Origin of the sequence: Acidovorax sp. Root275, assembly GCF_001428965.1 — a bacterium.
In the GTDB taxonomy this organism is placed as follows: Bacteria; Pseudomonadota; Gammaproteobacteria; order Burkholderiales; family Burkholderiaceae_C; genus Acidovorax; species Acidovorax radicis.
Genome location: NZ_LMJH01000001.1, coordinates 94,351 through 120,168 on the forward strand (window position 1 = coordinate 94,351; position 25,818 = coordinate 120,168).

Below are 25,818 nucleotides of genomic sequence, written 5' to 3' on the forward strand. Positions count from 1 at the left end.
CGGTTTGGTTGCGGATGATGATGATGGTTTATAACCAGAAATCCACTCCGGGCTGTGCCGATCGGTGGGGCGCTGGGCAACTTTTTGAAAGCTGGGGGCCTGTGATGTTTCGTCCGTTTTTGGTGCTGTTGTTGGCCCTTGGCGCCAGTGGGCTGGTGCAGGCCCGCAACGAGGGCGTGACTGCCGATGAAATCCGTCTCGGAGCATCGGCTGTGCTGTCGGGCCCGCTGGGGCCCCAGACTGCCCAATACGGCGAAGGTTCGCGGCTCATGTTCGACGCGGTGAACGCTCAGGGCGGCGTGCATGGCCGCATGATCCGCTACACCACACTCGACGATGGCTTCGACCCACAAAAAGCGGTGGAGAACACGCGCCAGCTGGTGGAAGCCGACAAGGTTTTCATGATCTACAACAGCACCGGCACGGCGCAGACGGCGGCCATCCTGCCGCTGATCAAGGAGCACCGCACGTTGCTGTTTGGTCCGGTCACCGGGGCCTCGGTGTTTCGCGAAACCCTCAACCCCTATGTCTTTCACGTGCGTGCAGGTTATGCGAGCGAGGCAGGAAAAATCGTCTCGCAGCTGCGCCAGCAGGGCATGAGCCGCGTGGCCGTGTTCTACCAGGATGACGGGCTGGGCAAGACCTTGCTGGCAGAGCTCAAGAAAGCCTCCGACGAGGAAAAACTGGCCTTCGTGGCAGAAATCAAGGTAGACCCCAAGCAGCCCGACTTTGCCGCCGCGGCCCGGGCCACCGAAGCTGCCCAGCCCCAGGCAGTGATCGTGGCGACCGCAGGAACCACGTTCACCAGCTACATCAAGGCTGTGCAATCGACAGCGGCGCGGCCTGCGTACTACGGATTTTCCGTGGCCAGCATGGACGTGATCCACCGCGAACTCAAGGACAAGGCGCGCGGCATCATCCTGGCGCAGATCATGCCGTCGCTGCGCAGCACCACGGTGCCTGTGGTGGCCGAATACCTGGCCCTTCTGCGCGCCAAGTCACCAAGCGCCCAGCCTTCGGCCTCGCAGTTCGAGGGATTCGTGCATGCCCGGCTGCTGGTGGAGGGATTGCGCCGCACCGGGCGCAACCTGACCACGGAGTCCTTTATCAAGACGATGGAAGATGCCGGTGAAATATCCTTTGGGCGCTTTAACGTCAAATACTCGCCCAAGAGCCACAACGGCTCCACCTATGTGGAGCTGGCGATCGTGGATGCCGAAGGTAGCTTGAGATATTGAGCCCCCTTGGCGCCTGTTCACGATCTCGCAAGGGATTTCGTTCCAACCCTCCGGGCAGCGCTCGTCACACAGGCTGAAGCGGGATGTGGCACCGTGTCAGCCAGATTGCGCGCCGCTCACAACCCATATGTCAGCTCCCGCGCCTTGCCCCAGAACACCCGGTACATGAAGATGGTGTAGAGAATGATCGCGGGCAGCGTGATGGCCATGCCGATGCCGATCACCACCAGCGATTCGGTGGCGCTGGCGGCTTGCCAAACGGTCAGGCGGTCGATCACAATGTAGGGATAGATGCTGTAGGCTAGGCCCAGGAACGCCAGCACAAAGATCAATACGGTGGCCCCGAACACGATCCAGCCGTAGCCCGCCTGTACTACCCGTGGTGTGCCCAGTACGTGGCGGATGGCAAAGAAGGCCGCCACGCAGGCCAGCGGGATGGGTAGCAGCGCAAACAGCTCGGGCAGCACAAACCACTTGGCGAACACGGTAGGGCTGACCAGCGGTGTGGCCAGTGAGATGCCCATGAGCGCAAACCCCATGGGCCACAGTGCCCCCTGTCCCCACCGGACAGCCTTGCGCTGCAGATCGCCATCGGTCTTCATGAGGAGCCAGCCCGCGCCGAGCATGGCATAGGCCGCAGGCAGGGTGATGGCAATGCCAGCTGAAAACAGCAGGCCCCAGGTGTCATTCTGAAAACCGGTGATGTACGCCCCCAGCATCCAACCCTGGGCCAGAGTGGTCGCCAGCGAGCCTGCCGCAAACAGGCGGTTCCAGGTGGTCTTGTGCGTGTCGCGGGCTTTCACGCGAAAGTCGAACGCCACACCGCGCAGTATCAGGCCCACCAGCATGACCGCCACGGGCAGGTACAGCGCCGACAGCACCACGCCGTGCGCTGTCGGGAAACAGATCAGCAGCACGCCCACGCCCAGCACCAGCCAGGTCTCGTTGGCGTCCCAGAAGGGGCCGATGCTGGACACCATCACGTCCTTCTCGGTGTCGCTGGCGAAAGGCAGCAGGATACCCACGCCCAGGTCGTAGCCGTCGAGGATCACATAGGCCAGCAGGGCCAGGCCCATCACGGCCATGAAGATCAGGGGCAGGGCGGTGGCCCAGTTCAGTGCATCCATGGGGACCTTCCTTAAGCGGTGCGAGGGGCCGGCGCGGGGTGGGGCACTGCAGGCGTGGGCATGGCCGGGTGTTCGGCCATGTACTTGATCACGCCCACATAGGCGACCAGCAGCAGCCCATAGACGATGAGGTAGGCGGCCAGCGTGCTGGCGACCAAGGCGGGCGCATGTGGGGCCACGGCGTCGGCGGTCTTGAACAGGCCATAGACCAGATAGGGCTGGCGGCCGATTTCGGTCACGTACCACCCGGCCAGCGTGGCCACCCAGCCCGAAAATGCCATACCCACCAGCGTGACGAGCAGGGGCCGGGGCAGGGTGGCCAGGTCTTGCTTTCGGCGGCGATACAGCACAAAAGCACCCACCCAGGCCACGGCAAGCATCAGCATGCCCACGCCCACCATCACGCGGAACCCCCAGAACACGGGCGCCACCGGCGGATGGGCGCCGGGGAACTCGTTCAACCCTTTCAGCTCCGCGTCGATGTCATGCGCCAGGATCAGGCTGGCAGCCTTGGGGATCTGCAGGGCGTAGTCCGTGCGGCTTTCCTTTTCGTTGGGCAGGCCGAACAGCGTCAGGGGCGCGCCCTTCTCGGTATGCCAGATGCCTTCGATGGCGGCGATCTTGGCCGGCTGGTGTTCCAGCGTGTTCAGGCCGTGCAGGTCGCCCATGAAGATCTGCAGCGGGATCACCATGGCCACTGCGGTGATGGCCGTGCGCAGTGCCTTGCGCGTGCCTTCGTTGGCCACGCCCTTGATGAGCTGCCAGGCACTCACCCCGGCGATCAGAAATCCTGCGGTGAGGGCCGATGCCAGCAGCTTGTGGCCCAGCCGGTAGGGAAAGGACGGGTTGAACACAATCGCCAACCAGTCCACGGCGTGGAACTTGCCATCGATGATTTGGTAGCCCACGGGCGTTTGCATCCATGAGTTCAGGCTCAGGATCCAGAAGGCTGACAGCGTGGTGCCAAAGGCCACCATCAGCGTGGCAATCAGGTGCACTCGCTCGGACACGCGCCCCCGGCCAAACAGCATGATGCCCAGGAACGTGGCTTCCAGGAAGAAGGCCGTGAGCACCTCATAGCCCAGCAGCGGTCCGGCAATATTGCCCACATGCTCCATGAAGCCCGGCCAGTTGGTACCGAACTGAAAGCTCATCGTGATGCCCGACACGACACCCATGGCAAAGGTCAGCGCAAACACCTTGGTCCAGAAGTAGTAAGCCTGCTCCCAGCCCTGTGCGGCCGGTGTGCCCCGTGTGGCCGTGTGGCGCAGCCGAAAGAACACCAGAAACCAGCACAGCGCGATCGTGACGGTGGGGAACAGGATGTGAAAGCTGATGTTGGCCGCGAACTGGATGCGCGACAGTGTGAATGCATCCATGCTCAGCCGCCCTTGCCGGTGAGCCGGTCCTTGAACTCGAGCACGCGGGTCACGGCTGTGCCCATGCCCATGAGCTGCATCGCCGTCTCGGGCGCCAGGCGCTGTACATCGTCAAACCAGGTCATGAGCCGGTCGATGAGTTCGTGCATCTCGCGCATACGCTCCTGGGCGTGGCGTTCCTCATCGGAGGAGGGTTCTTCGAGCAGCGCCATGCGCAGCATCGACAAGGTGGGTTCGATCTCGCGGCGGCGGCGTTCTTCAGCCAGCACGCGGAAGATCTCCCACACATCCTTGGGAGCCTCGAAATATTCGCGCCGGTCACCCGGCTGGTGGCTCAGTTTTACCAACCGCCAGGCCTGTAGCTCCTTGAGCCCCATGCTCACGTTGGAGCGCGAGAACTCCAGCGTTTCGGCAATCTCGTCCGCATTGAGCGGGCGCGGCGACAGGAAGATGAGGGCGTACATCTGCCCCACGGTGCGGTTGATTCCCCAGCGGCTGCCCATTTCGCCGAAGTGGGCCACGAACTGGCGGTTCAGGGGGGGAAGGGTTTTGACATAGGTCATGGAGGCGTATTGTGCGCCAATTTACTGAATTTTCAGTATTTACTGAAAATTCAGCAAATTATGGAGTGCATCGCATTGACAAGGCGGAGACACGAAGGGCATGCAAAAAAACCCCTGACAGAGGACAATACCGGGTTTGCCCCAGGGCCATGCCGCGCCCTGGCTGGTTGAGTCCATCCACAACAACATGTCTTCCCCCACCTCCCGCACACCGCTGATCGACATGATCAAAGGCATGGCGTGCGCCACCATCGTCTGGCACCACCTGGCCTTTTACGGCCCGATGTCAGACATCGCCCATCCGCTGGCGCCCACATTGATGGCCTGGCTGTATGACTACGGTCGCATGGCCGTGCAGGTGTTTCTGGTGCTGGGCGGCTACCTGGCCGCCGCCAGCCTGGCGCCACAGGGTGTGGCACGTTTTGACCATGCGGGCAATGCCATTGCCAAACGGTTTGTCCGGCTGGTGGTGCCTTATGCCGTGGCATTGCTCCTGTCGGTGGTGGTGTCCGCGCTGGTCCGGCACTGGATGGAGCACCCTTCGGTGCCTGAGCAGCCCACGCTGTCCCAATTGCTGGCGAACGCCTTGCTGCTGCAGGACATTGTGGGTGAAGACGCGTTGTCCGCAGGGGTCTGGTACGTGGCCATCGACTTCCAGTTGTTTGCGTTGACCGTGCTGCTGCTTGCGGGCGTCAAGGCGCTGCCAGGGGCCTGGGCGCGGCGGCATGCGGCTGCCCTGGCCCAGGTGCTTGTGGTGGCGGGCACGGCGGCTTCGTTGTGGGTGTTCAACCGCATGGGGGCGCTCGACATGTGGGCGCTGTATTTTTTTGGAGCCTACGGGCTGGGCATGCTGGCGTATTGGGCCGTGCGGGCGCCCCATGGGCACCAGGCGCAGGGCTGGCTGGCGGCCATGGTGCTGCTGGGTGGTGCCGCGCTGGCGATGGATTTCCGGGGCCGCATTGCTGTGGCCGTTGTCACGGCGCTCTGCCTGGTCGCCGCCATGCGCTCCGAGCGTGTGCGGTCATGGACAGGGATTGCGCCACTGGTGCAATTGGGACAGATGTCCTACTCGGTCTTCCTGGTGCATTTCTCGGTGTGCCTGCTGGTCAACGCAGTCGTCAGCCAGCTGTGGCCGGACTCGCCGGTGCTCAATGCGCTGGGCATGCTGCTGGCCTTTGCACTTTCGCTCGCAGCGGGGCGACTCTTGTACCTGCGGGTGGAGCGGCATGTGCCGTCGTGGGCCACGGCCCTGCGCTGGCAGGCGGGACTGGTGGGCACGGGTTTGTTGGTGGCGGTCTCGAACAACTGGGCCTAGCATTCGGACCATTCCCCGGAGGCGCTGCGCACCGTCTCCCTTCTCCCGAATGGCTCCGACATTGGGGAAGGAGGGCGCAGCCAGTGCGGCGAGGCGGCCCTTGGACGTGTTCACACCGTGTGGGCAGCAAGGGGGCGGTAAAACCGGAGTACGCGTCAGATAGGCGGCAAGCGCTCGCGGCGTTTGCGTTGCTGGTCCAGAAACCATGCCATGAAGGGTAGTAGCAGCATCGATCCTGGAATCACCCAGATGAACAGGTAGGGGCTGACGGAAGACGCTGACCGCATCACATCGCGCAAATGGGCGCGTTCCGTGGCGTCCCAGTTGCCTTGGCGCCGCTGCTGCACGAGCCACACCACAGAACCTTTCATTGTCGCCATTTCGCGTTTGAGACGGCTTTTCTCGCGGCTGTTGCCGGCGAGGAAGGAGCAGAACCACTCGGGGGCCCGTTCCATCCGCCGCTGGAATGCGAGGGTGGAATCCGGATCGAACGTTTCAGGCAGCGCGGTGGGATCTGGAGGGGGCGGCGTGGTCATGGCGGGTGCCATTGTCGCGGCACATGGCACTGCGCGCTACCCCCTACCTGCGAAACCGGCGCTTTCCAGGCCAGGGTCGCCGAGCAAGGGCTGCCCCGCGGCGAGGGCGGCGTATCCCTGCGCTCAGCGTAGCGATGCGGGAGCGAGGGGAGGGCCCGTAGGGCCTCAGGGGACAAATTCAGCGGTGCAGCTCGCCCGCACTTTCAGGCTGGTACAAGATGTCTTTCACCCGCACCGTCATCGACTTGCCGCCAGGCCCGGGCCAGGCCAGTTCATCGCCCACCGCCAGGCCCAGCAAGGCGCTGCCCACGGGCGCAAAGATCGAGAGCCTGTCCGTGCTGCCATCCATGTCGCGCGGGTAGACCAGGGTCAGGCAGAACTCCTTGCCAGTCTCCAGAATCGAGAACTGCACGGTGGAGTTCATCGTGACCACATGGGGCGAAATTTCTTCGGGCGCCACCACGTCTGCCCGGTCCAGCTCTGCCTGCAACTCGGCCTTTCCCGGAAAGACGCTGGCCGGGATCGCGGCCAGCAGGGCCTCGATGCGGTCAACGTCGAGCGACGACAGGATGATCTGGGGCTTGCGCGCCATGGCGGTACCTCGGTAGGTGGTTGCAAAGCGCGGGACTGTAGACCATCGCGAATCTCGCACTGCCGTGCGCGGTCAATCTCCCTGGATGTTGCGCGCCTTGATCAGTGCGCCAAACCGCGCGCTGTCGATGGAGGCCCGTGCGTTGAAGTCGGCGGGCGACATGGGGGCGGGTACCCCGCCCAGCGCCGCGATGCGGTCCTTGACGGCCTGCGTGCCCAGCACCTTGTTGATCTCCCGGTTCAGGCGTGTGACCACGTCGGGCGGAGTGCCCGCGGGTGCATAAAAGCCAAACCAGGTGTCTGCGTCAAAGCCCTTTAGGCCCACTTCGTCGAGTGTGGGAACGTCGGGGAACAGGGGCGAGCGCCTGGCGCTGCCCACGGCCAGCAGCCGGAGCTTGCCCGCCTTCACGTGCTGCAGGCCGATGCCGGGGTCGAACATGAAGTCCAGCTGACCCCCCAGCAGGTCCTGCATGGCGGGTGCCGCGCCCCGGTAAGGCACATGAACCGCAAACAGATTGGCCTGGGCCTTGAGCATCTCTGCCGCCAGGTGGGGCGAGCTGCCATTGCCCGGAGTGCCAAAGCTCAGCCTGCCAGGGTTGGCCTTCAAATGGGCCAGAAACTCCTGGATGGTGTTGACCGGCAGCGAGGGCCTCACCTCCAGAAACACCAGCACCCGCGCTGCGGCGGCCACGGGTGTCAGGTCCTTGACCGGATCAAACGGCATCTTGGGATACAGATGCGGGTTGACCGACACCATGCCGCCCGAGCTCATGAGCAAGGTATAGCCATCGGCCGGGGACTTGGCCACGGCCTCCCCGCCGATGTTGCCGCCCGCACCGCCACGGTTTTCCACCACCACCGGTTGGCCCAGTGCGGCCTGCAGGGGCTGGGTGACGGCGCGCGCAATCTGGTCGGCTGCGCCTCCGGCGGGGAAATTGACGATGACCTTGATCGGTTTGCTGGGCCAGGTGTCTGCCATGGCTGCGGTGGTGAGCAGCAGGCTGGCGGCGGCGCACGCCAGCGCGCTCAGCAGGTGGCGGGTGGTTGGGGCGGGCGGGTTGTGTACGGTTTGCATGTTTGTCTCCGGTCAAGGTGAGTGCCCGGTTGTGCCGGGTCTGGTGTGTCGGGGTGATGCGGTGAGCAGGGAGGGCCGGGTCGTGTGGGGGCTTTCAGGCCACATCTACCTCGACCAGGATGGCGTGCTGGCTGGCCAGTGCGTCGCGCAGCACCTGGTGCAGCAAGGCGGGGTCGCTCACGCGCACGGCCTCGCAGCCCTGGCCACGGGCGAGCGCAAGGAAGTCGAGGTCTGGCAGGTCTGTGCCTTCGAGCTTGTCGCCTTCGTGGAATCCGAAGGTGGGCGCGAACTCCTGCAGCGCCGCGTAGCGCCGGTTCTTGAGGATGATGAAGGTGATGGGTAGCTTGAGCTGCGCCGCACTCCACAGGGCCTGGATGGAGTACATCGCCGAACCGTCGCCCAGCAGCCCGATCACCTTTTTGTCCGGTTTGGCCAGTGCCACACCCACGGCGGCGGGCATGCCATAGCCCAGGCCACCGCTGCACATCGTGTAGAAGGTTTCGCTCTGCACAATGGGCAGGTAGGCCTGCATGGCCGCGCGCGAGCTGGGGGCTTCTTCCACCACGATGGACGCCGCGTCGCGCACCTCGGCCAGTGACTGCATCACATACGGAACGCTCATCAGCGGCCCCGAGGGTTCCATACGCGGTCGCGCCGGGCGGGGTGGGGGCAGGGCGCGCGGCGGTGGTGCCGGGCGTGCCAGCAGGTCCAGCACCCCCAGGCGGATGCCGCCCACGGCCGAGGTGCCTTCGGGCGTCCAGGCGGCGGTGCCGGGGTCTTCGATAAGTTGCACAAGTTGTGCACCGGGTGGCACATGGGGGCCAAACCCCTCCACGTGGTATGTGAAGGCAGCGGCACCCAGCGCAAACACGAGGTCATGGCCCGCGAGCAACGACACGATCTTCTCGCGCATGGGGGGCAGCACCCCGGCGAACAGACGGTGGTCCTGCGGAAAACCACATCGGCCCGCCATGGGGGCAATCCACACGGCTGCGTGGTGCCGCTCGGCCAACTGCACCACGGCATCCCACGCGTGATCTCGGTCCACCGCCGCACCCACCACCAGCACGGGGCGCTGTGCGGTGTCCAGCGCGTTGCCAATGGCGTCCAGCACGCGGGGCTCGGGCCGCGTTTCGGTGCTGACCGTGCGGGCCTTCAGCGGCTCGCAAGGCTTGTCCCAGTCGTCGGCAGGGATGGAGACAAGCACCGGCCCGCGCGGCTGCTGCATGGCGATGTAGTAGGCCCGGGCAATGGCCAGCGGCACGTCTTCGGCGCGGGCGGGCTCCACGCTCCACTTCACGTAGGGCTTGGGCAACTCGGTGGCCTGGCCCGAGAACAGGAATGGGTCGAACGGCAGGATGGAACGGGCCTGCTGGCCTGCAGTGATCACCATGGGCGTGCGGTTCTTGTGCGCCGTGAAGATGTTGCCCATGGCATGCCCCACGCCGGCCGCCGAATGCAGGTTCACAAACGCGGCGTTGTGGGTGGCCTGCGCATAGCCATCGGCCATGCCCACCACCACCGATTCCTGCAGGCCCAGGATGTAGCGGAAGTCGCTGGGGAAATCGAGGAACAGCGGCAACTCGGTGGAGCCCGGGTTGCCAAAGATGGTGTTGATCTGGAATCCACGCAGCAGGTCGAGCACCACCTCGCGTACCGAAGGGCGGACGGATGCTGGGCGCGTGGCGGTTGCGGCTTTTTGAGGAGAGGCCTGGTGCATGGCGGGGGTGTTGCGTGATGAAGGCCTTGATCTTCGGCTTGCATGCTCTATCCATCAATACAATGAAATGACTAAGCAGTATTCAATCAATGCATATCAAGGACATCGACCTCAACCTGCTGCGGCTGTTCGATGCGGTCTACCGCACGCGCAACGTGAGCCGGGCCGCCGAAATGCTGGACCTGACCCAGCCGGCCGCCAGCCAGGCGCTGACGCGGCTGCGGTTGCTGATCAAAGACCCGCTCTTTGTGCGCGCGGGCGGCGGCGTGCAGCCCACCCCCAAGGCCGACCGGCTGGCTGACGCCGTGCGCAGCGCGCTCGGTTTGCTGGAAGAGGCCCTCAACGAGTCGGCCCTGTTCGACCCCCTGCAGTCGCGCAAGGTGTTCCGCATCCACATGAGCGATATCGGCGAGGGGCGATTTCTGCCTGCCCTGATGGCCGCCCTGCAGGCCCAGGCGCCTGGTGTGCGGCTGGAGACGCAGCCCGCGCCGCGCAGTGACATTGCGCCCCTGCTCGACAGCGGCCGCATCGACTTTGCGTTCGGTTTTCTGCCCACCGTGAAAGACACCCAGCGCGTGGAGCTGCTCCGGGACCGCTACATCGTGCTTCTGCGCGCGGGCCATCCGTTCACCCAGCGCCGGCGCAGCGGGCCCGCCTTGCTCCAGGATCTGCGGCAACTGGAGTTTGTGGCGGTGCGCACCCACTCGGACACCCTGCGCATCCTGGAGATGCAACAGCTGCAAGACCGCCTGCGCCTGACCACCGAGCATTTCATGGCGCTGCCCTCCATTGTGCGCGGCACGGACCTGGCCGTGGTCATGCCCCGCAACATCGCCCAGACCTTTGCCGCCGACGCGGGCTACACCATCATCGAGCCCGCGCTGCCGCTGCGTGACTTCACGGTGTCGCTGCACTGGAGCCGCCGTTTTGAAAGCGACCCCGGCAACCAGTGGATGCGCGGGTTGATCGAAAAACTCTTCAGGGAGTAGGGCTGCGGCCGTTCCTGGCTCGGCGCGTGCATGGCGAGTTAAATAACTGTATATTTATACAGTTATGAGGCACAACTCCGCCACCGATCCTGACCTGCCAGAAGGGCCGGTGGAAATACGCATACCGGTCCAGGCCATCCGTGGCAGGGGTGCTGCCACAGCCATGCCGCACCGGTTCACGCGCGATGTGCGGGAGGTGGTGGACGATGGCTGGGGGCGCGTTGGCCAGGACGCTGGCGGGCAGGGAAATGGTGATGATGATGAGGACTGCGCGCCGACGCCCGCTACCACGGTGCACCTGGAGACCGCGCGCAGTGCCATCTGCGCCAACGATTCGCCCGATATCTTTTTCGAGCTGTCCGTCAATCCTTACCGGGGCTGCGAGCACGGCTGCATTTACTGCTACGCACGGCCTACGCACAGTTACCTCAACTTCTCGCCGGGGCTCGACTTTGAAACGCAGATCGTGGCCAAACACAACATTGCCGAGGTGCTGCGTAGTGAGCTGAGCGCACCGCGCTACGTGCCCCGGCTGATCAATATCGGCTCGGCCACTGATTGCTACCAGCCTGTGGAGCGCGAACTGAAGCTCACCCGCAGCCTCATCGAGGTGATGCGCGACGCACGCCACCCGTTTTCGCTCATCACCAAATCCAGCGGCGTGGAGCGCGACCTGGATTTGCTCGCCCCCTTGGCCGCGCAGCGCCTGGCGGCGGTGTACGTCACCATCACCACGCTCGATGCCGCCCTGGCCCGCCGCATGGAGCCGCGCGCCGCAGCGCCCCACCGGCGCCTGCGCACCATCCGTGCGCTGGCCGAGGCGGGTGTGCCCGTGGGCGTGAGTGTGGCGCCGCAAATCCCCTTCATCACCGAAGACATGGAACAGGTGCTGGAGGCCGCTCGCGATGCGGGAGCGCGCACCGCCTTCTACACCGTGCTGCGCCTGCCGTGGGAGCTGGACACCCTGTTTCGCGAATGGCTCACGGTGCACTACCCGCAGCGCGCCGCCCGCGTGATGGCGCGCGTGCAAGACCTGCACAACCTCACGGACGCGCAGCGTGGTGCAGGCAAGGCCTACAACAGCGACTTTGCCTCCCGCATGAAAGGCAGCGGCCTGTGGGCCGATCTGGTGCGCCAGCGTTTTGCCACCACCTGCCGCCGCCTGGGCCTGAACCGCGAGCGCGAAGGCCTGGACCTGGGCCAGTTCAGGCCCGGGCTGCTGCGAGGGCAGGGCAGCCTTTTTTAGAAGCCTGCTTCCCCTGCACCACCAAGGTGACGCCACGCCTTGCCCTGGTGCCCTTCTCACAATCTGCGCAGCAGGCCCCCAAAAACGCAATTCGCTGCTGCGGCACCCCGCTGGTTCAGTGCCCGCTGGCGGGCACCCGCTCCTAAGCTTCTTACACCCCGATGTGGCGCTGGCCGCGTCGACAAAAGTTTGCTTATTTGAGGAGTACCCATGGCCTTGCGTGATTTCAAAGTGCTGACCTTTGATGTGGTTGGCACCCTGATCGACTTTGAAGGTGGCATGCTGGCCTACCTGCGCCAGGCGGTGCCCGCCAGCCCTGTGACCGATGAGCAGTTTTTGGCCGCCTACCGCGCCGCCCGCAAAAGCCCCGACACCGACTGGTACCCCAACGACCTGGTGCGCTGCTGGCACGCCATCGCCCCGCAGTTGGGCCTGCCCGACAGCAACGCGCTGGCCGAAGGCTTTCGCGACTCGGTCGCGCAGTGGCCCGCGTTCCCCGATTCCATCGAAGCCCTGGCCCGCCTGCACAAGCGCTTCAAACTTGTGACCATGACCAACGCGCAAACCTGGGCGTTGCAGCACTTCCAGAAAACACTGGGCTCGCCGTTTGACCTGCTGCTCAGCTGCGACGACGCCCTGTGCGAAAAACCCGATGCCCGCTACTTTGCCTACGCCCGGGGCCGCTACGAAGGCGCCTGGGGCTACAACCAGGCCGACAATTTGCACGTGGCGCAAAGCCAGTACCACGACATCGGCATCTCCAAGAAGCTCGGTATCACCACCTGCTGGATCGAACGCCGCCACGGCCTGGCCAGTTCCGGCGGCACCATCGAATCAGAGCACACCGTGCCCGACTACCACTTCCACACCCTGGCCCAACTGGCGGACGCCGTGGAAGCGGGCCAATGACCCAGGCGCTGGATGTGGCCGCACTGGCCGAGCCTGTGGCAGACCTGCTGCCCGATCTGGTCGCCCTGCGGCAAGACCTGCACGCTCACCCCGAGCTGGCCTACGAAGAGCGCCGCACCGCAGGCATCGTGGCGCAATCGCTGCGCCTGCTGGGCCTGCAGGTGGCCGAAGGCGTGGGCGGCACCGGCGTCGTGGGCACGCTGCATTGCGGCGGTGCCGGTGCGGGCCCCAGCGTAGGTTTGCGGGCCGACATGGACGCCCTGCCCATGGTGGAACTGGGCCAGCACGCCTACACCAGTCGCCACCCTGGCACACACCACGGCTGCGGGCACGATGGCCACACCAGCATGCTCATCGGTGCGGCGCGCCAGCTGGCCCGCACCCACCAGGCGCTGGGCTTGTATGGCACGGTGCAGTTCATCTTCCAGCCTGCCGAAGAGGGCAAGGCGGGGGCCGCCCGCATGATCGAAGACGGCCTGTTCGATCGCTTTGCGTGCGACAGCGTCTATGCCTTGCACAACTGGCCCGATCTGCCCCTGGGCCACGCGCAAACGCGCCCCGGCCCCATCATGGCGGCGGCCGACCGGTTTGACATCACCGTGCGGGGCAAGGGCGGCCATGCGGCCCAGCCCCACCACACCCCCGACGCCATCCTGGCCGCCAGCCAATTGGTGGCGCAGCTCAACACCATCGTGGCCCGGCGCATCGATCCCAGCGAATCGGCCGTGCTGTCCGTCACGCGCATCGAAGGCGGTCACAGCCACAACGTGCTGCCCGCCGAGGTGCAGATCACCGGCACCGTGCGCAGCTTTGATGCCGCTGCGCAAGACCGCATCGAAGCCGCCCTGCGCGCCACCGCCCAGGGCGTGGCCCTGGCCAGCGGCACCGAGGTGCAGGTCAGCTACCAGCGCTACTACCCCGCCACCATCAACACTGCCGCCGAGGCTGCGCTGGCGCTGCAGGCTGCCCAGGCCGTGGGCCTGCAGGCGGAGGTGGCGCCCCGCGCTGCCTTCACATCGGAGGACTTCGCCTTCATGCTGCAGCGCAAGCCCGGTGCCTACCTGTGGCTGGGCCAGGGCCGCGCGAGCCCCGGTCCCGAGGGCGAACGCTCCCTGCACCACCCCTGCTACGACTTCAACGACGACGCGCTGCCCCTGGGGGTGCGCTGGTTTTGCGAAATCGCCGCCCGCGCCCTGGCGGCGCAGCCCACATCCCGCTAACCCTGCTTTGCACGGTTTGCCAGCCTCAGTTTTTTCAGACACCCGCCATGAGCATCACCATTCTTCAAAACACCGCCACCGTCAACGGCCTGCAAACGCAGGGTGGCCCTGCACGCCCCATCACCCAGCCACCGTGCGCCTTCAGCGGCCTCGACATCGACCTGCCCGGTGTGGGCGCCCACCAAACCGGCATCTGGGAATGCACCCCTGGCCGGTTCGAACGCCAGTTGCCCAACGCCGAAGTCATGCACATCGTCAGCGGTGCCTGCACCTTCACCCCCACCGGCGGCGAGCCGCAGCACATCCAGGCGGGCGACACGCTGTTCTTCCCCGCCCACACCACGGGCGAATGGCACATCACCCAAACCCTGCGCAAGGTGTTCTTCATCGTGGCGCAGTAGGCTACCTACGGGGTATCGAAATTCAAGGAAAATTGGCTTCCAGCGCTTATTGGTAAAGCGTTAATTGCTATAAAAATAATATTAAATGAGCGTGGCACCACAAAGCCTGCGCTACCCCACCCACAGCCGCTGCACCATCTGCGTGTACAGCGGAATGCCCAGCACGATGTTGAGCGGAAACGTCACCCCCAGCGACAGGCTCACATACAGCGACGGGTCCGCCTCCGGGATGGCATAGCGCACCACCGCAGGCACGGCGATATACGACGCGCTGGCCGCCAGCACCATCAGCAGCACTGCGTCACCTGCGGGCACATTTGCCAGCCACGCCAGCCCCAGAGCCAGCGCCGCATGCATGATGGGGGCCAGCACCGCGTACGCCAGCAGCCAAGGCGACTGTTGCCGCACCGCAGGCAGGTTCCGCGCGGTCGACAGACCCATGTCCAGCAAGAACAGGCACAGCATGCCCTTGAACAGGTCGCCCGAAAACGGCTGCATGGCCACCTTGCCCGCGTCGCCCGTCAGCAGGCCGATCACCATCGCGCCCAGCAGCAGCAACTGCGTGCCATCGGTAAACGACTCGTGCAGGATCTTGCCCACAGACAGGCTGGGGCCCACCTTGGCAGGGCTGTGGCAGCCCAATGCGGCTGCACCCGCAACCGCCATTGCTACCACCTGCGGAGCGCTAGCGGCTACCGTCTGCTTTTGCCGCATGGCATTGGCCAGCAGCACCGCCAGGATGATGGCGGGCGACTCCATCAGCGCCATCGCCGCCGCCATGTAGCCACCGTAGGCAATGTGTTGCGACTCCAGGTACTGCGTGGCCGTCACAAACGTCACCGCGCTGACTGACCCATACGTGGCCGCCACCGCCGCCGCGTTGAAACCCGACAGCACCCGCCGCAACAACACAAAGCCCATCAGCGGCACGACCACGGCCAGCAGCACCGCCAGCCCCAGGCTGCTGGCCACGCTGGGCGTAAATCCAGACGCTGCCAGCGCAAACCCGCCCTTGAGACCTAGCGCCATCAGCAGGTAGATGGACAAGAACTTCGAGATGGCTGTGGGCATCTCCAGGTTCGACCGCACCAGGCCCGCAAATACGCCCAGGGCAAAAAACAGGATCGCCGGGTCCAGCAAGCTTTGCATCATTCAACTCCTTGGGCGGCAATGCTATGCAGGGCTGGGTGCAAAGTAAAATCGATTTGATTGTGCTTATCTATAGATAAAAATCTATGAAAATCACCTTTCGCCAGCTTCGCCTTTTTCTGGCACTGGCCGAAACCGGCAGCGTCAGCGCCGCCGCCCGGGTCATGCATGTCACCCAGCCCACCGCCTCCATGCAGCTGCGCGAAGTGACCCAGGCCGTGGGCCTGCCGCTGTACGAAGTCATCTCGCGCCGCGTGCACCTCACCGAGGCGGGCCACGCCCTGGCCCGCACCGCGCGCGCCATTGCGGGCGAGTGGGATGCGTTTGAGCAACGGGTGTCAGGCGCCAAGGGCCTCACCAGCGGGCGCCTCAAGGTCGCCGTGGTCAGCACCGCCAAGTACTTTGTGCCCCGCCTGCTGGGCAGCTTCTGCAAGCTGCATCCGCAGATCGACATCTCGCTCGAAGTGCTCAACCGCGACCACGTCATCACGCGCCTGCGCGCCAACCAGGACGACCTCTACGTCATGTCCATGCCGCCCGCCGACTTGCCATTGGAGGACCAGATCCTCATGCCCAACCCCCTGGTCGTCATTGCCCCTGCAGGCCACAAGCTGGCCGCCAAAAAACGCATCCGGCTGGAGCAATTGCAGGAAGAGCGCTTCATCCTGCGCGAAAAAGGCTCCGGCACCCGCATGGCCACGGACGCGCACCTGCGCCAGCTTCGCTTTACCCCCAGCGCCGTGCTGGAGCTGGGCAGCAACGAGGCCATCAAGGAATCGGTGGAAGGCCAACTGGGCGTCTCCATCGTCTCCCTCCACAGCCTTGGCCCCCACCATGAAGGGCTGGCCGTGCTCAACGTGTCGGGTTTCCCCATCCAGTCGCAATGGCACCTGGTCTGGCCCAAGGGCAAACAGCTGTCACCGATTGCGGAGGTGTTTCGGGGGCATTTGATGGGAGAGGTCGAGGGGTGGATGGGCAGGTGAGAGTGCCGTCTTTTCGCTCGAACGGCTGTACCTGGCCAGGAGGTGCCGCTCATCACCACAAGCGCTTGACGATGAAATCCAATATGTTGGATACTTTGTCCAGCATGAAGAACAAAAAATCACCGAACGGAAGTGCCAAGCAGCCGGACATTAATTTGCGGATAGCTAGCCGGGTACGTGAACTACGTGCCCTGCGAGGCGCATCGTTGGATGCATTGACCGCGCAATGTGGGGTCAGCAAATCGATGATTTCGCTGATTGAGCGCGGCGAGGCAAGCCCCACTGCAGCCACTCTTGAAAAATTGGCCGCTGGACTCGGTGTATCGATGGCGGCCCTTTTTGGTCCAGATGACGCTGCTGCCGAGTTAGAACCTCTCTCGCGCCGTTCTGATCAATTGATCTGGAAGGACCCGGAATCTGGCTACATGCGCCGGGCCTTGACCCCACCAAACTGGCCCACTCCTATCCAAATCGTAGAAGTGCACTTACCCGCTGGTGCCAGAGTGACTTACGAGTCGGGCGCGAGAAAACCCGCGCAGGAGCAACAGGTTTGGGTCATGCAAGGGAAGATCGAGGTCACGTTGGGCGACCAGCTGTTTTCCCTCAGAAGCGGAGACTGTCTCGCCATGCGCCTTGATCGACCGCTCGTTTACGCAAACCCAACAACGCGGGCCGCTGAGTACATCGTTGCGATCTGTGATCCAGCGCCAATCCAACTGATACAAGCAAGGACAACGACATGACCATCACGGACCAAAGCCTGAGGCTGATTGACTGCTCAGAAGAAGAACACGCGGGCGCGATTCTAGAAATCCTGAATGAGGCGATCGTCAACTCCACCGCACTCTACGACTACGTGCCGCGCCAACCGGAGGCAATGAGCACCTGGTTCGCGACAAAGCGTGCGAAAGCCTTTCCTGTTGTCGGTGCAATCGACTCAACGGGGCAACTGGTCGGCTTTGCAAGTTGGGGAACTTTCCGCGCTTTCCCAGCGTACAAGTACACGGTGGAACATAGCGTGTATGTGCACCATGAGCACAGAGGACGGGGCCTTGGCAAGACGCTGATGGTTGAGTTGATAGACCGTGCGCGTGCGAGCGACATGGTGCACGCATTGGTTGGTTGCATCGACGCAAGCAACAAAGGCAGCATCGCGCTGCATCAGGGACTTGGCTTTACCCATGCCGGTACATTCAAAGAGGTCGGGTTCAAGTTTGGAAAGTGGTTGGACGCCGCCTTTTATCAGCTGCTATTGGCATCTCCGGCAATGCCGGTTGATGGCTAGGCACCACGGCGGGGCCAAGCTTCTCACTCGTCAAGACGGTTGAGGACGCGTCAATTTCCTCAGCTCCGTCTTGGGGCTGGTCATTCATTTTTTGCGCGCGCCGGATGACCGCTCGCCAGAACCTGTGACCGACTGCGTTGGGCCCTGAGCAGATCCTTTCCACAAACTGCGTAATCGAGCCCTGTTTTTCAGGTAGCAAGCAGCATTTGAAAATAAGACGAAATTGGCCTCCAGCGCTTATCTGTAAAGCGTTAAAAGCTATCTATTCAATAGCATCTTCCGTCTCAGACCAGTACGTCCCGAATAGACTCGTCCTTATCAAACTGTGCCTTGGCAAATGGGCACAGCGGAACCACCTTCGTGCCCGTCGTCCGGGCCCACTGGACCAGTGCGCCCAGCAACGCGCGCCCCACGCCCTGTCCGCTGAGCGAAGGGTCCACCTCGGTGTGGTCCACGATGACCATCGTTGCGTTGGTGCGGCTATAAGTCATCTCGGCAAGGCGCTGACTGTCCTTCTCCAGATAGAAGGCTCCTTTGGCGTCGTGCTCCTGGTGTTTGATGGTGTGTTCCATGGCTTTCATGTGGACAGGGTGGGTGTTGTGTGGCCTGGCGGAGGGACGAAAAAAGCAAGCTCTATGGTCCCCTGCGCCGTTCGATCAAATCGGCCCGGTCCATGAACCCGAAATGATTGCCGCAGTATCCGTACGAGCTTTCGCTAAGCGGATTCGAGTATGGCGCAAATGACCGCGGTGATTGGATATTGCAGAGCACTTGAAATGCATTTTTGGTCACCACTGGAACCTTGTTTTTCTTTCGTCATGCACATCGTCTTCTGGCTCGCAGAGATCCGGGTCAAGAACTCGCAAGTGCTTCGGCGAGCGCACTGACACCTGTGAGCTCGGCGCCCTGCGGTGTCATGCAGATGAGCAGTTTCCTTCGGGCCCACGTGTCAGACAGCGCAGCAATTCGGGTTTTCTTTGGATCGCTGAAGCGCGACGCTGCGCTCTCCGGAACCACCGCTGCACCCACACCGGCCGCCACCATGTGTGCAATGGCGTCAAAGCCGCCAAGCCTTACGCGGTGGCGCGGGACACGGCCACTGCGGCTTGCCTGGGATGCGAGGAAGCGGCTGAGCCCGCTGTCGCGGGACAGGCCCACCAGCGGATGCTGCAGCAGCTCGCCAAAAGCTAGGGAACGCTGCGAGCCCCAGGGCCCGCGCCGGGGCAGGAGTGCCACAAGGCGGTCGTCCTTCCAGGGCTGCACAACAAGCCCCGATGTGTCTACATAGTCCGCCAGGATGCCGAGGTCTGCCGTTCCACGGCGCAGCGCATCCAGCGCGGCATCGCTGGAAAGCTCTTGCACATCGACATCCAGCTCGGGGTTGCTGACCAGGAAATGCCCGAGTACGCGTGGCAGGGCCTCCGACATCGCTGCGGTATTGCAAAGCAGGCGCACGGTGCCGCGCAAGCCGTTGCCAAAGCTCGCCATCTCGACGTGCAGGGACTCCAGCTCTGCCAGCACCCGGCTGGCGTGGCGTGCAAAGGCCCGGCCTGCGTCGGTGGGTACCGCACCGGCTTTCGAACGGTCCAGCAGACGGGCTCCAGTGGCCGCCTCCAGTGCCTTGAGTCGTGCACTGGCCGCTGCGAGCGACAAATTCACCGCTTCGGCGGCCGAGGTGATGGTGCCGTGCTCCACCACCGCCGAGAAGAGGTGCAGGTCGAAAGGATTCACGCGGTAGTCTGTGGTGCGGCGGGTGGCGATAACCATGGTCGTCGTCTTCCTCTTGAAAAGCCGAAGGATAGGCGGTGATCTACTGAATGGACAAGGCACCGTGCGACCGACACCATGCCGCCATGGAAACCAATCAGGTGCTGCTCGTGGTCTTGGTGTTCGCCCTGGCGGGCGGTGTGAAAGGCATTACCGGCATGGGACTGCCGACGGTGGCCGTGAGTCTGCTGGGGCTGTGGATGGCGCCAGCGCAGGCGACGGCACTGCTGGTGCTTCCATCACTGGCGACCAACATCGCGCAGTGTCGGGGGCCGCACCTGTGGCCACTTGCCCGGCGCCTGTGGCCGGGATGGGCCGCGATCGTGGCGGTCACGGCTTTCACGCCTGGCCTCGGCGCGGGAGGGGTCGGTGGCTCTGCCGGCCGTTGGCTGGGCGCCGTGCTGGTCTGTTATGGGTTGTGGGGCCTGTGGCGGCCCACCTTGCCGGACCTTTCGGGGTGGGGGCGCTGGGCCGGCGCAGTGGTGGGGGCTGCAACGGGGTTCTTCACTTCGCAAACCTCCGTCTTCGTGGTGCCCTGGGTTCCCTACCTGCAATCTTTACGGCTGCAGAAGGACGAAATGGTGCAGGCCCTGGGTCTTTCATTCACCGTGGCGACCTTGGCGTTGGGAGCGCGGTTGCATGCGTCAACGCAGGCCGAATGGTGGTCGGTGTCGATGGGGGGTGCACTGTGCGGCGCATTGATGGGGGCGTTTGCTGGTTTGACATTCGGCGAGGTGTTGCGCGGCCGGCTCGCGGGACCGGCTTTCCAGAAAACGCTGTTCTTGGTCTTTACTGCACTCGGGGTTGCCAACCTCGTGCAGGCCGGATGAGGCGGGCATGAGCCCCGTTGCGAATTTGCAGGCGGCTGCCGCCCTGCTAGAGCGGGCGTATCGGTTGGCGCTGGTGCTTCAGAACGTCCAACCGTGCGATAGTGAAAATGCAGGGTTCGTTGCTGCAGAACTTGTCGAGGTGCTGGACGAGGCACGCGTTGCGCTGCTCAAGGCCTGAGTGATGGGCGGGACGGGGTGTGAAGCAACGACTGGGGCTGAGCTGCCCCCACGTCAATTTCAAGCTGCTTTCACGGCCTCTGTCCTCTGCGCCCCGGCGCGGCCAATCGAATAAGGCGAGAGCGGGATCTCCGTGTACCCCGTCGCCATCAACTCCGCCATGGTCTCGCCCACGCCGGGGCTGATGGCAAAGCCTTCGCCATTGAAGCCGAACGCGTAGTGCAGCCCGGGCACTTTGGCGCTAGGGCCCATGATGGGTTGCCAGTCGGGGGTGTAACCCTCGATGCCGCTCCACACGCGGATGAGTTGCACCTGCTCGAAAGCCGGCACAAAGCGGCGCAGTTCGCGCAGCTGGCGCAGGATGTTGTCCGGCCTGGCGTAGGCGCGGATGCGGTCGGCATAGGCCGGGCCTTTGAGGCCGCCGCCAAACACGATGTTGCCGCGCGAAATCTGGCGGAAGTACAGGCCTTCGTGCTCGATGGGTGACGACAGGCCGATGGACGGGCCGATGGCGTAGGGCAGAGGTTCGGTCACGCCCATCTGGGGGCCGCGTGGTTCCAGGTAGACGCTTTCGCCAAACTGCTCGGCCATGCGGTTGGACCAGGCGCCACAGGCCACCAGCATTTGCGCTGCGCGGTAGCGGCGGCCATCGGCGGTGTGGGCGGTAAAGCCGTGGCCATCGTGTTCCACCTTCAGTACCTCGGCATGCTCCACGATGTTCGCCCCGGCGCGGCGGGCGGCGCGGGCAAAAGCGGGGCCCGCCAGGCGCGGGTTGGCGTGGCCGTCTTCGGGCGAGTAAGAGCCCGCCACCACGCCCGGCGCAAAGATGCCCCAGCGCGTGCGCAGTTGCTCGGCGGTGACCATCTCCAGGTGCAGGCCGTAGGGCCTCACGTCGTGCGTGTGCTTTTCGATGATGGCGGCCTGCTTTTCGGTGTAGCACACGCGCAGGTGGCCATAGGGCACAAACTCGGCGTCTTCTCCCAGCAGCTCGCGGAGGCGGCCCCACACGGCGCGGGCGCGGTTGGCCAGGGGCAGCTGGTGCAGCTCGCGGCCCTGGCGGCGCACGTTGCCAAAGTTGGTGCCGCTGGCCTGCCGGCCCACCAGCTCGCGCTCCAGCAGCGTGACGGATTTGCCATGCTGACGCAGGAAGAAGGCGGTGGTGGTGCCCATGAGGCCGCCTCCCAGCACCAATACATCGCTCTCTTGCGTGGTGGATGGGCTCGGATGAGGGTGTGCGCTGCTCATGGCTGCACCTCGCGGGTGTTCATCATCAGGGGTTTGACGGGCGCTTGCGAGCGCAGGCGGCCCACCTGTTCAATGGGAATGCGGCAGGTGTGAGCGATGACCTCGGCTGCCGCGTGACCACAAAAGCGCCCCTGGCAGCGGCCCATGCCCACGCGGCTGAAGGCCTTGGCGCGGTTGACTTCCTGGCTGTCCAGTTCGGTCACGCAACGGCGCAGCTCGCCCGCCGTCACCGATTCGCAGCGGCACACCATCGCGTCGTCGGGCAGGGTGGCGGCTTGTTGGTGTGGCCAGGGAAAGGCGTGCACCAGCCCCTGGCGAAAGCGGTCCATCTGGGCCAGGGTGCCACGCAGGTGGGGGGCCTGAGCGCGGAAGGCGGCCTGGCCTGCAGCATGGCTTACGTCGCTCAATGCGGCCAGCGCAGCCAGGCGGCCAGCAGCCTCGGCCCCATCGGCGCCCAGAATGCGCGTGCCGTCGCCCGCCAGGTACACGCCCTTGGTGGTGCTGCGGCCATCTTCGTCAATGCGGGGCAGCCACTGGCGGCTGAGGGGTTCAAACGCGAATTCGCACTGGGCCAGATCGGCCAGTTGGGTCTCGGGCCGCAGGTGCCAGCCTAGGCCCACGGCATCGCATTCAAAGCGCCGTGGCTGACCCTGGGCAGTGCGCACCGTGACGGCCTGCACGCCCAGGGCGTCGTCGCCGTCGATCTGCACGGGGGTTGCTCCTTGCAGCACGGGCACACCTGCAGCGCGCAGGCTGCGGATCAAACCCAGCCCGCGCAGCGCCAGAGTGGGCCGGGCCAGCAGGCCGATGAGGGCTTTCCAGGGCTTGCGTGCTGGTGCGGTGTCGAGCACGGCGGCCACTTTGGCGCCAGCCTGCACGTACTGCGAGGCCACCAGATACAGCAGCGGCCCGCTGCCCATGAAGACGACCTGTGAGCCAATGGCGCAGGCCTGTGCCTTGAGCGCAATTTGCGATGCGCCCAGGCTGTAGCAGCCCGCGCGGTGCCAGCCGGGCACGGGCATGAGCCGGTCGGTGGCGCCGGAGCAGATGAGCAGCGCGTCATACGCCAGCGTGGCGGGCTCACTGTTGCTCACCACATGCAGCTCGCCTGCCGTGTGGTTCCAGGCCAGGGTGTCGGGCCGGTAGTCGATGTGGGGGCGCAGGGCATCAAAGCTGCTGTGCAGGGCCTGGGCCTTGTCGGCCTCGGTGCCATAGAGTTTGCTGTACGGGCGCTTGAAGCCATCGGGCTGGCGGCGGTAGATCTGGCCGCCGTCGCGGCGGCTTTCGTCCACCACGGTGGGGCGCAGGCCGGCTTCGACCACGGCCTGGGCGGCGCGCACGCCGGCGGGGCCAGTGCCTACGATGACGATGCGGGGGGCTGTCATGGGGTGTTCCCGGTGGACACAGGCTGGCCGTGGCGGGCCAGGGATTCCCGCAAGTCCTGGGTCATGGGCCAGTGCAGCGCCGGGGGGCGCGTCAGCACGGCCATGCCTGCCGTGGCGGGCGTGGAGCAGGCGCGCAGTCGCTCGCCGCCCGGGGTCCACACCCAGCAGTCCTGGCAAGCGCCCATCAGGCAAAAGCCTGCGCGCGGGCCGTCGCCAAACTCGCTGTCGCGGGCACGGCGGCCATTGCACATCAGGGCGACCAGCAGGGTGTCGCCCTCGAGGGCGGTGCAGGGCTGGCCGTCAATGGCGAGGGGGATGGCGGGCCGGTCGGCCTCGGCCAGCCGCACAAAGCGCGGTGGTGGTGTGTGGGCGGGTGCAGACATGGGTAGGTGTGCCGGTGGGGCAGCGCTGGATCAGGGCTTCAGGTCATCCGTGCATTCGCGAATCAGTGCATCGGCGCATCAGTGCATCAGCGCTGGTGCGGAAACAGGCGTTCGATGGGGCAGTGCGTTTTGATGAAGGGCGACTTGATGACGATGTAGCTGAAGTACTTGGAGATGCCCAGGTTGCGCTCCAGCAGGTCTTCGATCACTTCCTGGTAGTGGTTCACGCCACGGGTCAGAAAACGCAGCAGGTAGTCGTAGCCGCCGCTCACCAGATGGCATTCGAGCACCTCGTCCACCTCGCGCAGCGCGGCTTCGAAGCGGGCAAAGTCCTCGCGGCGGTGGTCGGATAGGGTCACCTCGGTGAACACGGTGAGCGTGTCGCCCAGTTTTTCCAGCCGCAGGTGTGCGCCGTAGCCTGCGATGTAGCCCGCCTGCTCCAGCCGCTTGACGCGGATGAGGCAGGGGCTGGGCGACAGGCCGACTGCGTCGGCCAGGTCCACATTGGTCATTCGCCCGTTCTTTTGCAGCTGCGCCAGGATGCGCAAATCCAGGCGGTCGATCTTGAAGGCTTCGTTCATCATGGTGTGCGGGGGCGTGAAGAAGAAAATGCTTCCATTCTGCGGCTGCGCAGGGGGCTGTTGCGATGTGGTTTACACCTGCAATGGGGCGCCAGGTCAGTCCTTCAATGCGGCACGCACGTCGGGTGCGGCCAGCACGTCGTCCAGCGTCTTCTTGAGGCGCTCGAACATCAGGCCAAAGTCCGCTTCGGTGAACGTCAGGGCCGGGGCAAAGCCCAGGATGTTGTCGCCAAACGCGCGGAACACGATACCGTTGCGATAGCTGGTGGCCGCCATGCGGCCGGGCAGGTCCAGTGCGGGGTCAAAACCAGCCTTGGTGGTCTTGTTGCTGACCAGCTCCAGCGCACCCAGGAGGCCCCGGTGGCGCGAGTCGCCCACCAGCGGATGGGCCAGCAGGTCGTCGAGACCCTGGCCAAAGGCGCGGGCCACGCGCTGTCCGTTGGCCAGCACGCCCCCTTCTTCATACAGGCGCAGCACCTCCAGCGCCACCGCCGCGCTCACGGGGTGCGCCGAGTAGGTGGCGCCGTGGCCGATGGGCGCGCCCTTGGGGGCACCATCGGCAATGGCGGCATAGACCTTGTCGCTCATCAGCGTCGCGCCCATGGGAACGTAGCCGGAGGTCAGGCCCTTGGCCACGGTCATCAGGTCGGGGTCCACACCTTCGGCGTCGCACGCAAACATGGGGCCGGTGCGGCCAAAGCCGGTGATGACCTCGTCCACCACGAACAGGATGTCGAGCGCGCGGGTGGCATCACGCATGGCCTTGAGCCAGCCCTTGGGCGGCACGATGACGCCGCCCGAGCCCTGGATGGGCTCGCAGAAGAAGGCCGCCACGTTCTCGGCGCCCAGCTCGGCCACCTTGGCCTTCAGGGCCGCGACCGACGCATCGATGATGGCCTGGCCATCGGCCGGGTTGGCGGCGCGGTAGGGGTTGGGCGAGGGAATGTAGTGCTGCGTGGGCAGCGGAAGATCAAACCCGCGATGGAACACGGGCAGTGCCGTGAGGCCTGCGCCGGTGGACGACGAGCCGTGGTAGCCGCGCTCCAGCGCGATGAAGTGCTTCTTGGCGGGTTTGCCAATGGCGTTGTAGTACTGCACGATGAAGCGCACCGCAGCGTCCACCGCTTCCGAGCCTCCCAGCGTGAGGTACACGTGCTGCAGCGATGCGGGAGAAATCTGCACCAGCTTGTCGGCCAGGCGAATGGCGGGTTCGCTGCTGAAGTGGAAGTAGCCGGTGGCGTAAGGCAGCTTGCGCATTTGCTCGGCTGCGGCCTGCACCACACTCTCTTGTCCATAGCCCACGTTCACGCACCACAGGCCCGCGAAGGCATCGAGCAGCTGGTGGCCCTTGCCGTCGGTCAGCCAGATACCCTGCGCGGCGGTGAGGATGTTGGGGCCGCGTTCTTCATGCGTGCGCCAGGGGGCCACGGGGTGAATGAGGTGGGCACGGTCCAGCGCGTCCAGCGCGGCAATCTGGGGAAGGGCTTCGGAGTGGGTCATGGCGGTATCCGTTGGTGGCAAAGTGCAAGGGACAAAAAGGGCGGAGGCCACAGGTGCCGCTGCACCTGTTCATGGGACCAAGGTTAGGGGGATTGCCGGGCAACGTGGTGCTGCTTTGGGGGCCTTGGGCACAGCACGCTGCGGTTGTTGGGGGCTGTACAGCACATCGTTTGGTGGTTACCGCCGTGGTGCACGGAGCTGCTGCATGTGCAGGGTGGTGGCCC

At 64.7% G+C, this 25,818-nt stretch carries 27 protein-coding genes; 12 read left to right on the top strand and 15 right to left on the bottom strand.

Going from position 1 to position 25,818, the window contains the following annotated elements:
* Positions 1 to 104 precede the first annotated feature (104 nt).
* Complete coding sequence (locus ASE52_RS00425; protein WP_057222957.1) at positions 105 to 1,238, top strand: ABC transporter substrate-binding protein; 1,134 nt, start codon at positions 105 to 107, stop codon at positions 1,236 to 1,238.
* Between the two features lie 116 nt (positions 1,239 to 1,354).
* Here the strand turns inward: ASE52_RS00425 and ASE52_RS00430 are convergent, their stop codons facing one another.
* Genes ASE52_RS00430 through ASE52_RS00440 form a run of 3 tightly spaced genes read right to left on the bottom strand, consistent with a single transcriptional unit; the run spans position 1,355 to position 4,307 of the window.
* Positions 1,355 to 2,365: a cytochrome d ubiquinol oxidase subunit II gene (locus ASE52_RS00430; RefSeq protein WP_057222959.1), complete on the bottom strand. Its 1,011-nt coding sequence runs from the start codon at positions 2,363 to 2,365 to the stop codon at positions 1,355 to 1,357.
* An 11-nt stretch (positions 2,366 to 2,376) separates the two neighbouring features.
* A complete protein-coding gene (locus tag ASE52_RS00435; protein ID WP_057222962.1) occupies positions 2,377 to 3,744 on the bottom strand; it encodes a cytochrome ubiquinol oxidase subunit I in 1,368 nt (455 codons plus the stop codon).
* A gap of 2 nt (positions 3,745 to 3,746) precedes the next feature.
* A complete protein-coding gene (locus ASE52_RS00440) occupies positions 3,747 to 4,307 on the bottom strand; it encodes a GbsR/MarR family transcriptional regulator (RefSeq protein WP_057222964.1) in 561 nt (186 codons plus the stop codon).
* Between the two features lie 187 nt (positions 4,308 to 4,494).
* On the opposite strand from ASE52_RS00440, the gene ASE52_RS00445 reads away from it, so the two are divergent.
* Positions 4,495 to 5,622, top strand: coding sequence for an acyltransferase (locus ASE52_RS00445; RefSeq protein WP_057225032.1), 1,128 nt, complete (start codon positions 4,495 to 4,497; stop codon positions 5,620 to 5,622).
* 155 nt (positions 5,623 to 5,777) lie between these two features.
* Here ASE52_RS00445 and ASE52_RS00450 read toward each other — a convergent pair whose 3' ends face one another.
* From ASE52_RS00450 to mdlC, 4 genes are all read right to left on the bottom strand, one after another.
* Positions 5,778 to 6,158 (bottom strand): hypothetical protein, encoded by a 381-nt coding sequence (locus ASE52_RS00450; RefSeq protein ID WP_057225034.1) that lies wholly within the window; start codon positions 6,156 to 6,158, stop codon positions 5,778 to 5,780.
* A gap of 178 nt (positions 6,159 to 6,336) precedes the next feature.
* Entirely contained in the window at positions 6,337 to 6,750 is a 414-nt protein-coding gene (gene rnk, locus ASE52_RS00455) for a nucleoside diphosphate kinase regulator (protein ID WP_057222965.1), read from the bottom strand.
* Between the two features lie 72 nt (positions 6,751 to 6,822).
* Positions 6,823 to 7,824: a tripartite tricarboxylate transporter substrate binding protein gene (locus ASE52_RS00460; protein WP_057222967.1), complete on the bottom strand. Its 1,002-nt coding sequence runs from the start codon at positions 7,822 to 7,824 to the stop codon at positions 6,823 to 6,825.
* Between the two features lie 94 nt (positions 7,825 to 7,918).
* Positions 7,919 to 9,544: a benzoylformate decarboxylase gene (gene mdlC / locus ASE52_RS00465; RefSeq protein WP_057222968.1), complete on the bottom strand. Its 1,626-nt coding sequence runs from the start codon at positions 9,542 to 9,544 to the stop codon at positions 7,919 to 7,921.
* Positions 9,545 to 9,633: 89 nt separating this feature from the next.
* Here mdlC and ASE52_RS00470 point away from each other — a divergent pair, with 89 nt between their 5' ends.
* The 5 genes from ASE52_RS00470 (at position 9,634) to ASE52_RS00490 (ending at position 14,309) form a co-directional block, all read left to right on the top strand.
* A complete protein-coding gene (locus tag ASE52_RS00470; RefSeq protein ID WP_198928044.1) occupies positions 9,634 to 10,533 on the top strand; it encodes a LysR family transcriptional regulator in 900 nt (299 codons plus the stop codon).
* A gap of 64 nt (positions 10,534 to 10,597) precedes the next feature.
* A complete protein-coding gene (locus tag ASE52_RS00475) occupies positions 10,598 to 11,779 on the top strand; it encodes a PA0069 family radical SAM protein (RefSeq protein WP_057222972.1) in 1,182 nt (393 codons plus the stop codon).
* 210 nt (positions 11,780 to 11,989) lie between these two features.
* Complete coding sequence (locus ASE52_RS00480; protein WP_057222973.1) at positions 11,990 to 12,688, top strand: HAD-IA family hydrolase; 699 nt, start codon at positions 11,990 to 11,992, stop codon at positions 12,686 to 12,688.
* Between the two features lie 8 nt (positions 12,689 to 12,696).
* On the top strand, positions 12,697 to 13,908 hold the full coding sequence (locus tag ASE52_RS00485; RefSeq protein ID WP_140426163.1) for an amidohydrolase: 1,212 nt from the start codon (positions 12,697 to 12,699) through the stop codon (positions 13,906 to 13,908).
* Positions 13,909 to 13,955: 47 nt separating this feature from the next.
* A complete protein-coding gene (locus ASE52_RS00490) occupies positions 13,956 to 14,309 on the top strand; it encodes a cupin domain-containing protein (RefSeq protein ID WP_010460134.1) in 354 nt (117 codons plus the stop codon).
* A gap of 111 nt (positions 14,310 to 14,420) precedes the next feature.
* Here the strand turns inward: ASE52_RS00490 and ASE52_RS00495 are convergent, their stop codons facing one another.
* On the bottom strand, positions 14,421 to 15,458 hold the full coding sequence (locus tag ASE52_RS00495; RefSeq protein ID WP_057225036.1) for a sodium-dependent bicarbonate transport family permease: 1,038 nt from the start codon (positions 15,456 to 15,458) through the stop codon (positions 14,421 to 14,423).
* Positions 15,459 to 15,544: 86 nt separating this feature from the next.
* On the opposite strand from ASE52_RS00495, the gene ASE52_RS00500 reads away from it, so the two are divergent.
* The 3 genes from ASE52_RS00500 (at position 15,545) to ASE52_RS00510 (ending at position 17,726) form a co-directional block, all read left to right on the top strand.
* Positions 15,545 to 16,441, top strand: coding sequence for a LysR family transcriptional regulator (locus tag ASE52_RS00500; protein ID WP_057222977.1), 897 nt, complete (start codon positions 15,545 to 15,547; stop codon positions 16,439 to 16,441).
* Between the two features lie 104 nt (positions 16,442 to 16,545).
* A complete protein-coding gene (locus ASE52_RS00505) occupies positions 16,546 to 17,184 on the top strand; it encodes a helix-turn-helix domain-containing protein (RefSeq protein WP_057225037.1) in 639 nt (212 codons plus the stop codon).
* Positions 17,181 to 17,726, top strand: a complete 546-nt coding sequence (locus tag ASE52_RS00510; RefSeq protein WP_057222978.1) for a GNAT family N-acetyltransferase — start codon at positions 17,181 to 17,183, stop codon at positions 17,724 to 17,726. The genes ASE52_RS00505 and ASE52_RS00510 overlap by 4 nt, the downstream gene beginning before the upstream one ends.
* Before the next feature lie 284 nt (positions 17,727 to 18,010).
* Here the strand turns inward: ASE52_RS00510 and ASE52_RS00515 are convergent, their stop codons facing one another.
* Together ASE52_RS00515 and ASE52_RS00520 are read right to left on the bottom strand one after the other, a co-directional pair.
* On the bottom strand, positions 18,011 to 18,307 hold the full coding sequence (locus ASE52_RS00515; protein WP_347230953.1) for a GNAT family N-acetyltransferase: 297 nt from the start codon (positions 18,305 to 18,307) through the stop codon (positions 18,011 to 18,013).
* A gap of 271 nt (positions 18,308 to 18,578) precedes the next feature.
* A complete protein-coding gene (locus tag ASE52_RS00520; RefSeq protein WP_057222980.1) occupies positions 18,579 to 19,493 on the bottom strand; it encodes a LysR family transcriptional regulator in 915 nt (304 codons plus the stop codon).
* A gap of 86 nt (positions 19,494 to 19,579) precedes the next feature.
* On the opposite strand from ASE52_RS00520, the gene ASE52_RS00525 reads away from it, so the two are divergent.
* Both ASE52_RS00525 and ASE52_RS25890 read left to right on the top strand, forming a co-directional pair.
* Complete coding sequence (locus ASE52_RS00525) at positions 19,580 to 20,323, top strand: sulfite exporter TauE/SafE family protein (RefSeq protein ID WP_082606794.1); 744 nt, start codon at positions 19,580 to 19,582, stop codon at positions 20,321 to 20,323.
* A gap of 7 nt (positions 20,324 to 20,330) precedes the next feature.
* The gene (locus ASE52_RS25890) at positions 20,331 to 20,501 is read left to right on the top strand and encodes a hypothetical protein (protein ID WP_010460146.1); all 171 of its coding nucleotides are present in this window, start codon (positions 20,331 to 20,333) and stop codon (positions 20,499 to 20,501) included.
* Between the two features lie 59 nt (positions 20,502 to 20,560).
* On the opposite strand, the gene ASE52_RS00530 is transcribed toward ASE52_RS25890, so the two are convergent.
* From ASE52_RS00530 to ASE52_RS00550, 5 genes are all read right to left on the bottom strand, one after another.
* Positions 20,561 to 21,745, bottom strand: a complete 1,185-nt coding sequence (locus ASE52_RS00530; protein WP_057222982.1) for an FAD-binding oxidoreductase — start codon at positions 21,743 to 21,745, stop codon at positions 20,561 to 20,563.
* Positions 21,742 to 23,130, bottom strand: a complete 1,389-nt coding sequence (locus ASE52_RS00535) for an FAD/NAD(P)-binding oxidoreductase (protein WP_057222984.1) — start codon at positions 23,128 to 23,130, stop codon at positions 21,742 to 21,744. The genes ASE52_RS00530 and ASE52_RS00535 overlap by 4 nt, the downstream gene beginning before the upstream one ends.
* On the bottom strand, positions 23,127 to 23,513 hold the full coding sequence (locus tag ASE52_RS00540) for a (2Fe-2S)-binding protein (RefSeq protein WP_057222986.1): 387 nt from the start codon (positions 23,511 to 23,513) through the stop codon (positions 23,127 to 23,129). The genes ASE52_RS00535 and ASE52_RS00540 overlap by 4 nt, the downstream gene beginning before the upstream one ends.
* Positions 23,514 to 23,599: 86 nt before the next feature.
* Positions 23,600 to 24,094: an Lrp/AsnC family transcriptional regulator gene (locus ASE52_RS00545; protein ID WP_010460153.1), complete on the bottom strand. Its 495-nt coding sequence runs from the start codon at positions 24,092 to 24,094 to the stop codon at positions 23,600 to 23,602.
* Positions 24,095 to 24,190: 96 nt separating this feature from the next.
* On the bottom strand, positions 24,191 to 25,594 hold the full coding sequence (locus ASE52_RS00550; protein ID WP_010460155.1) for an aspartate aminotransferase family protein: 1,404 nt from the start codon (positions 25,592 to 25,594) through the stop codon (positions 24,191 to 24,193).
* Positions 25,595 to 25,818: the final 224 nt, after the last annotated feature.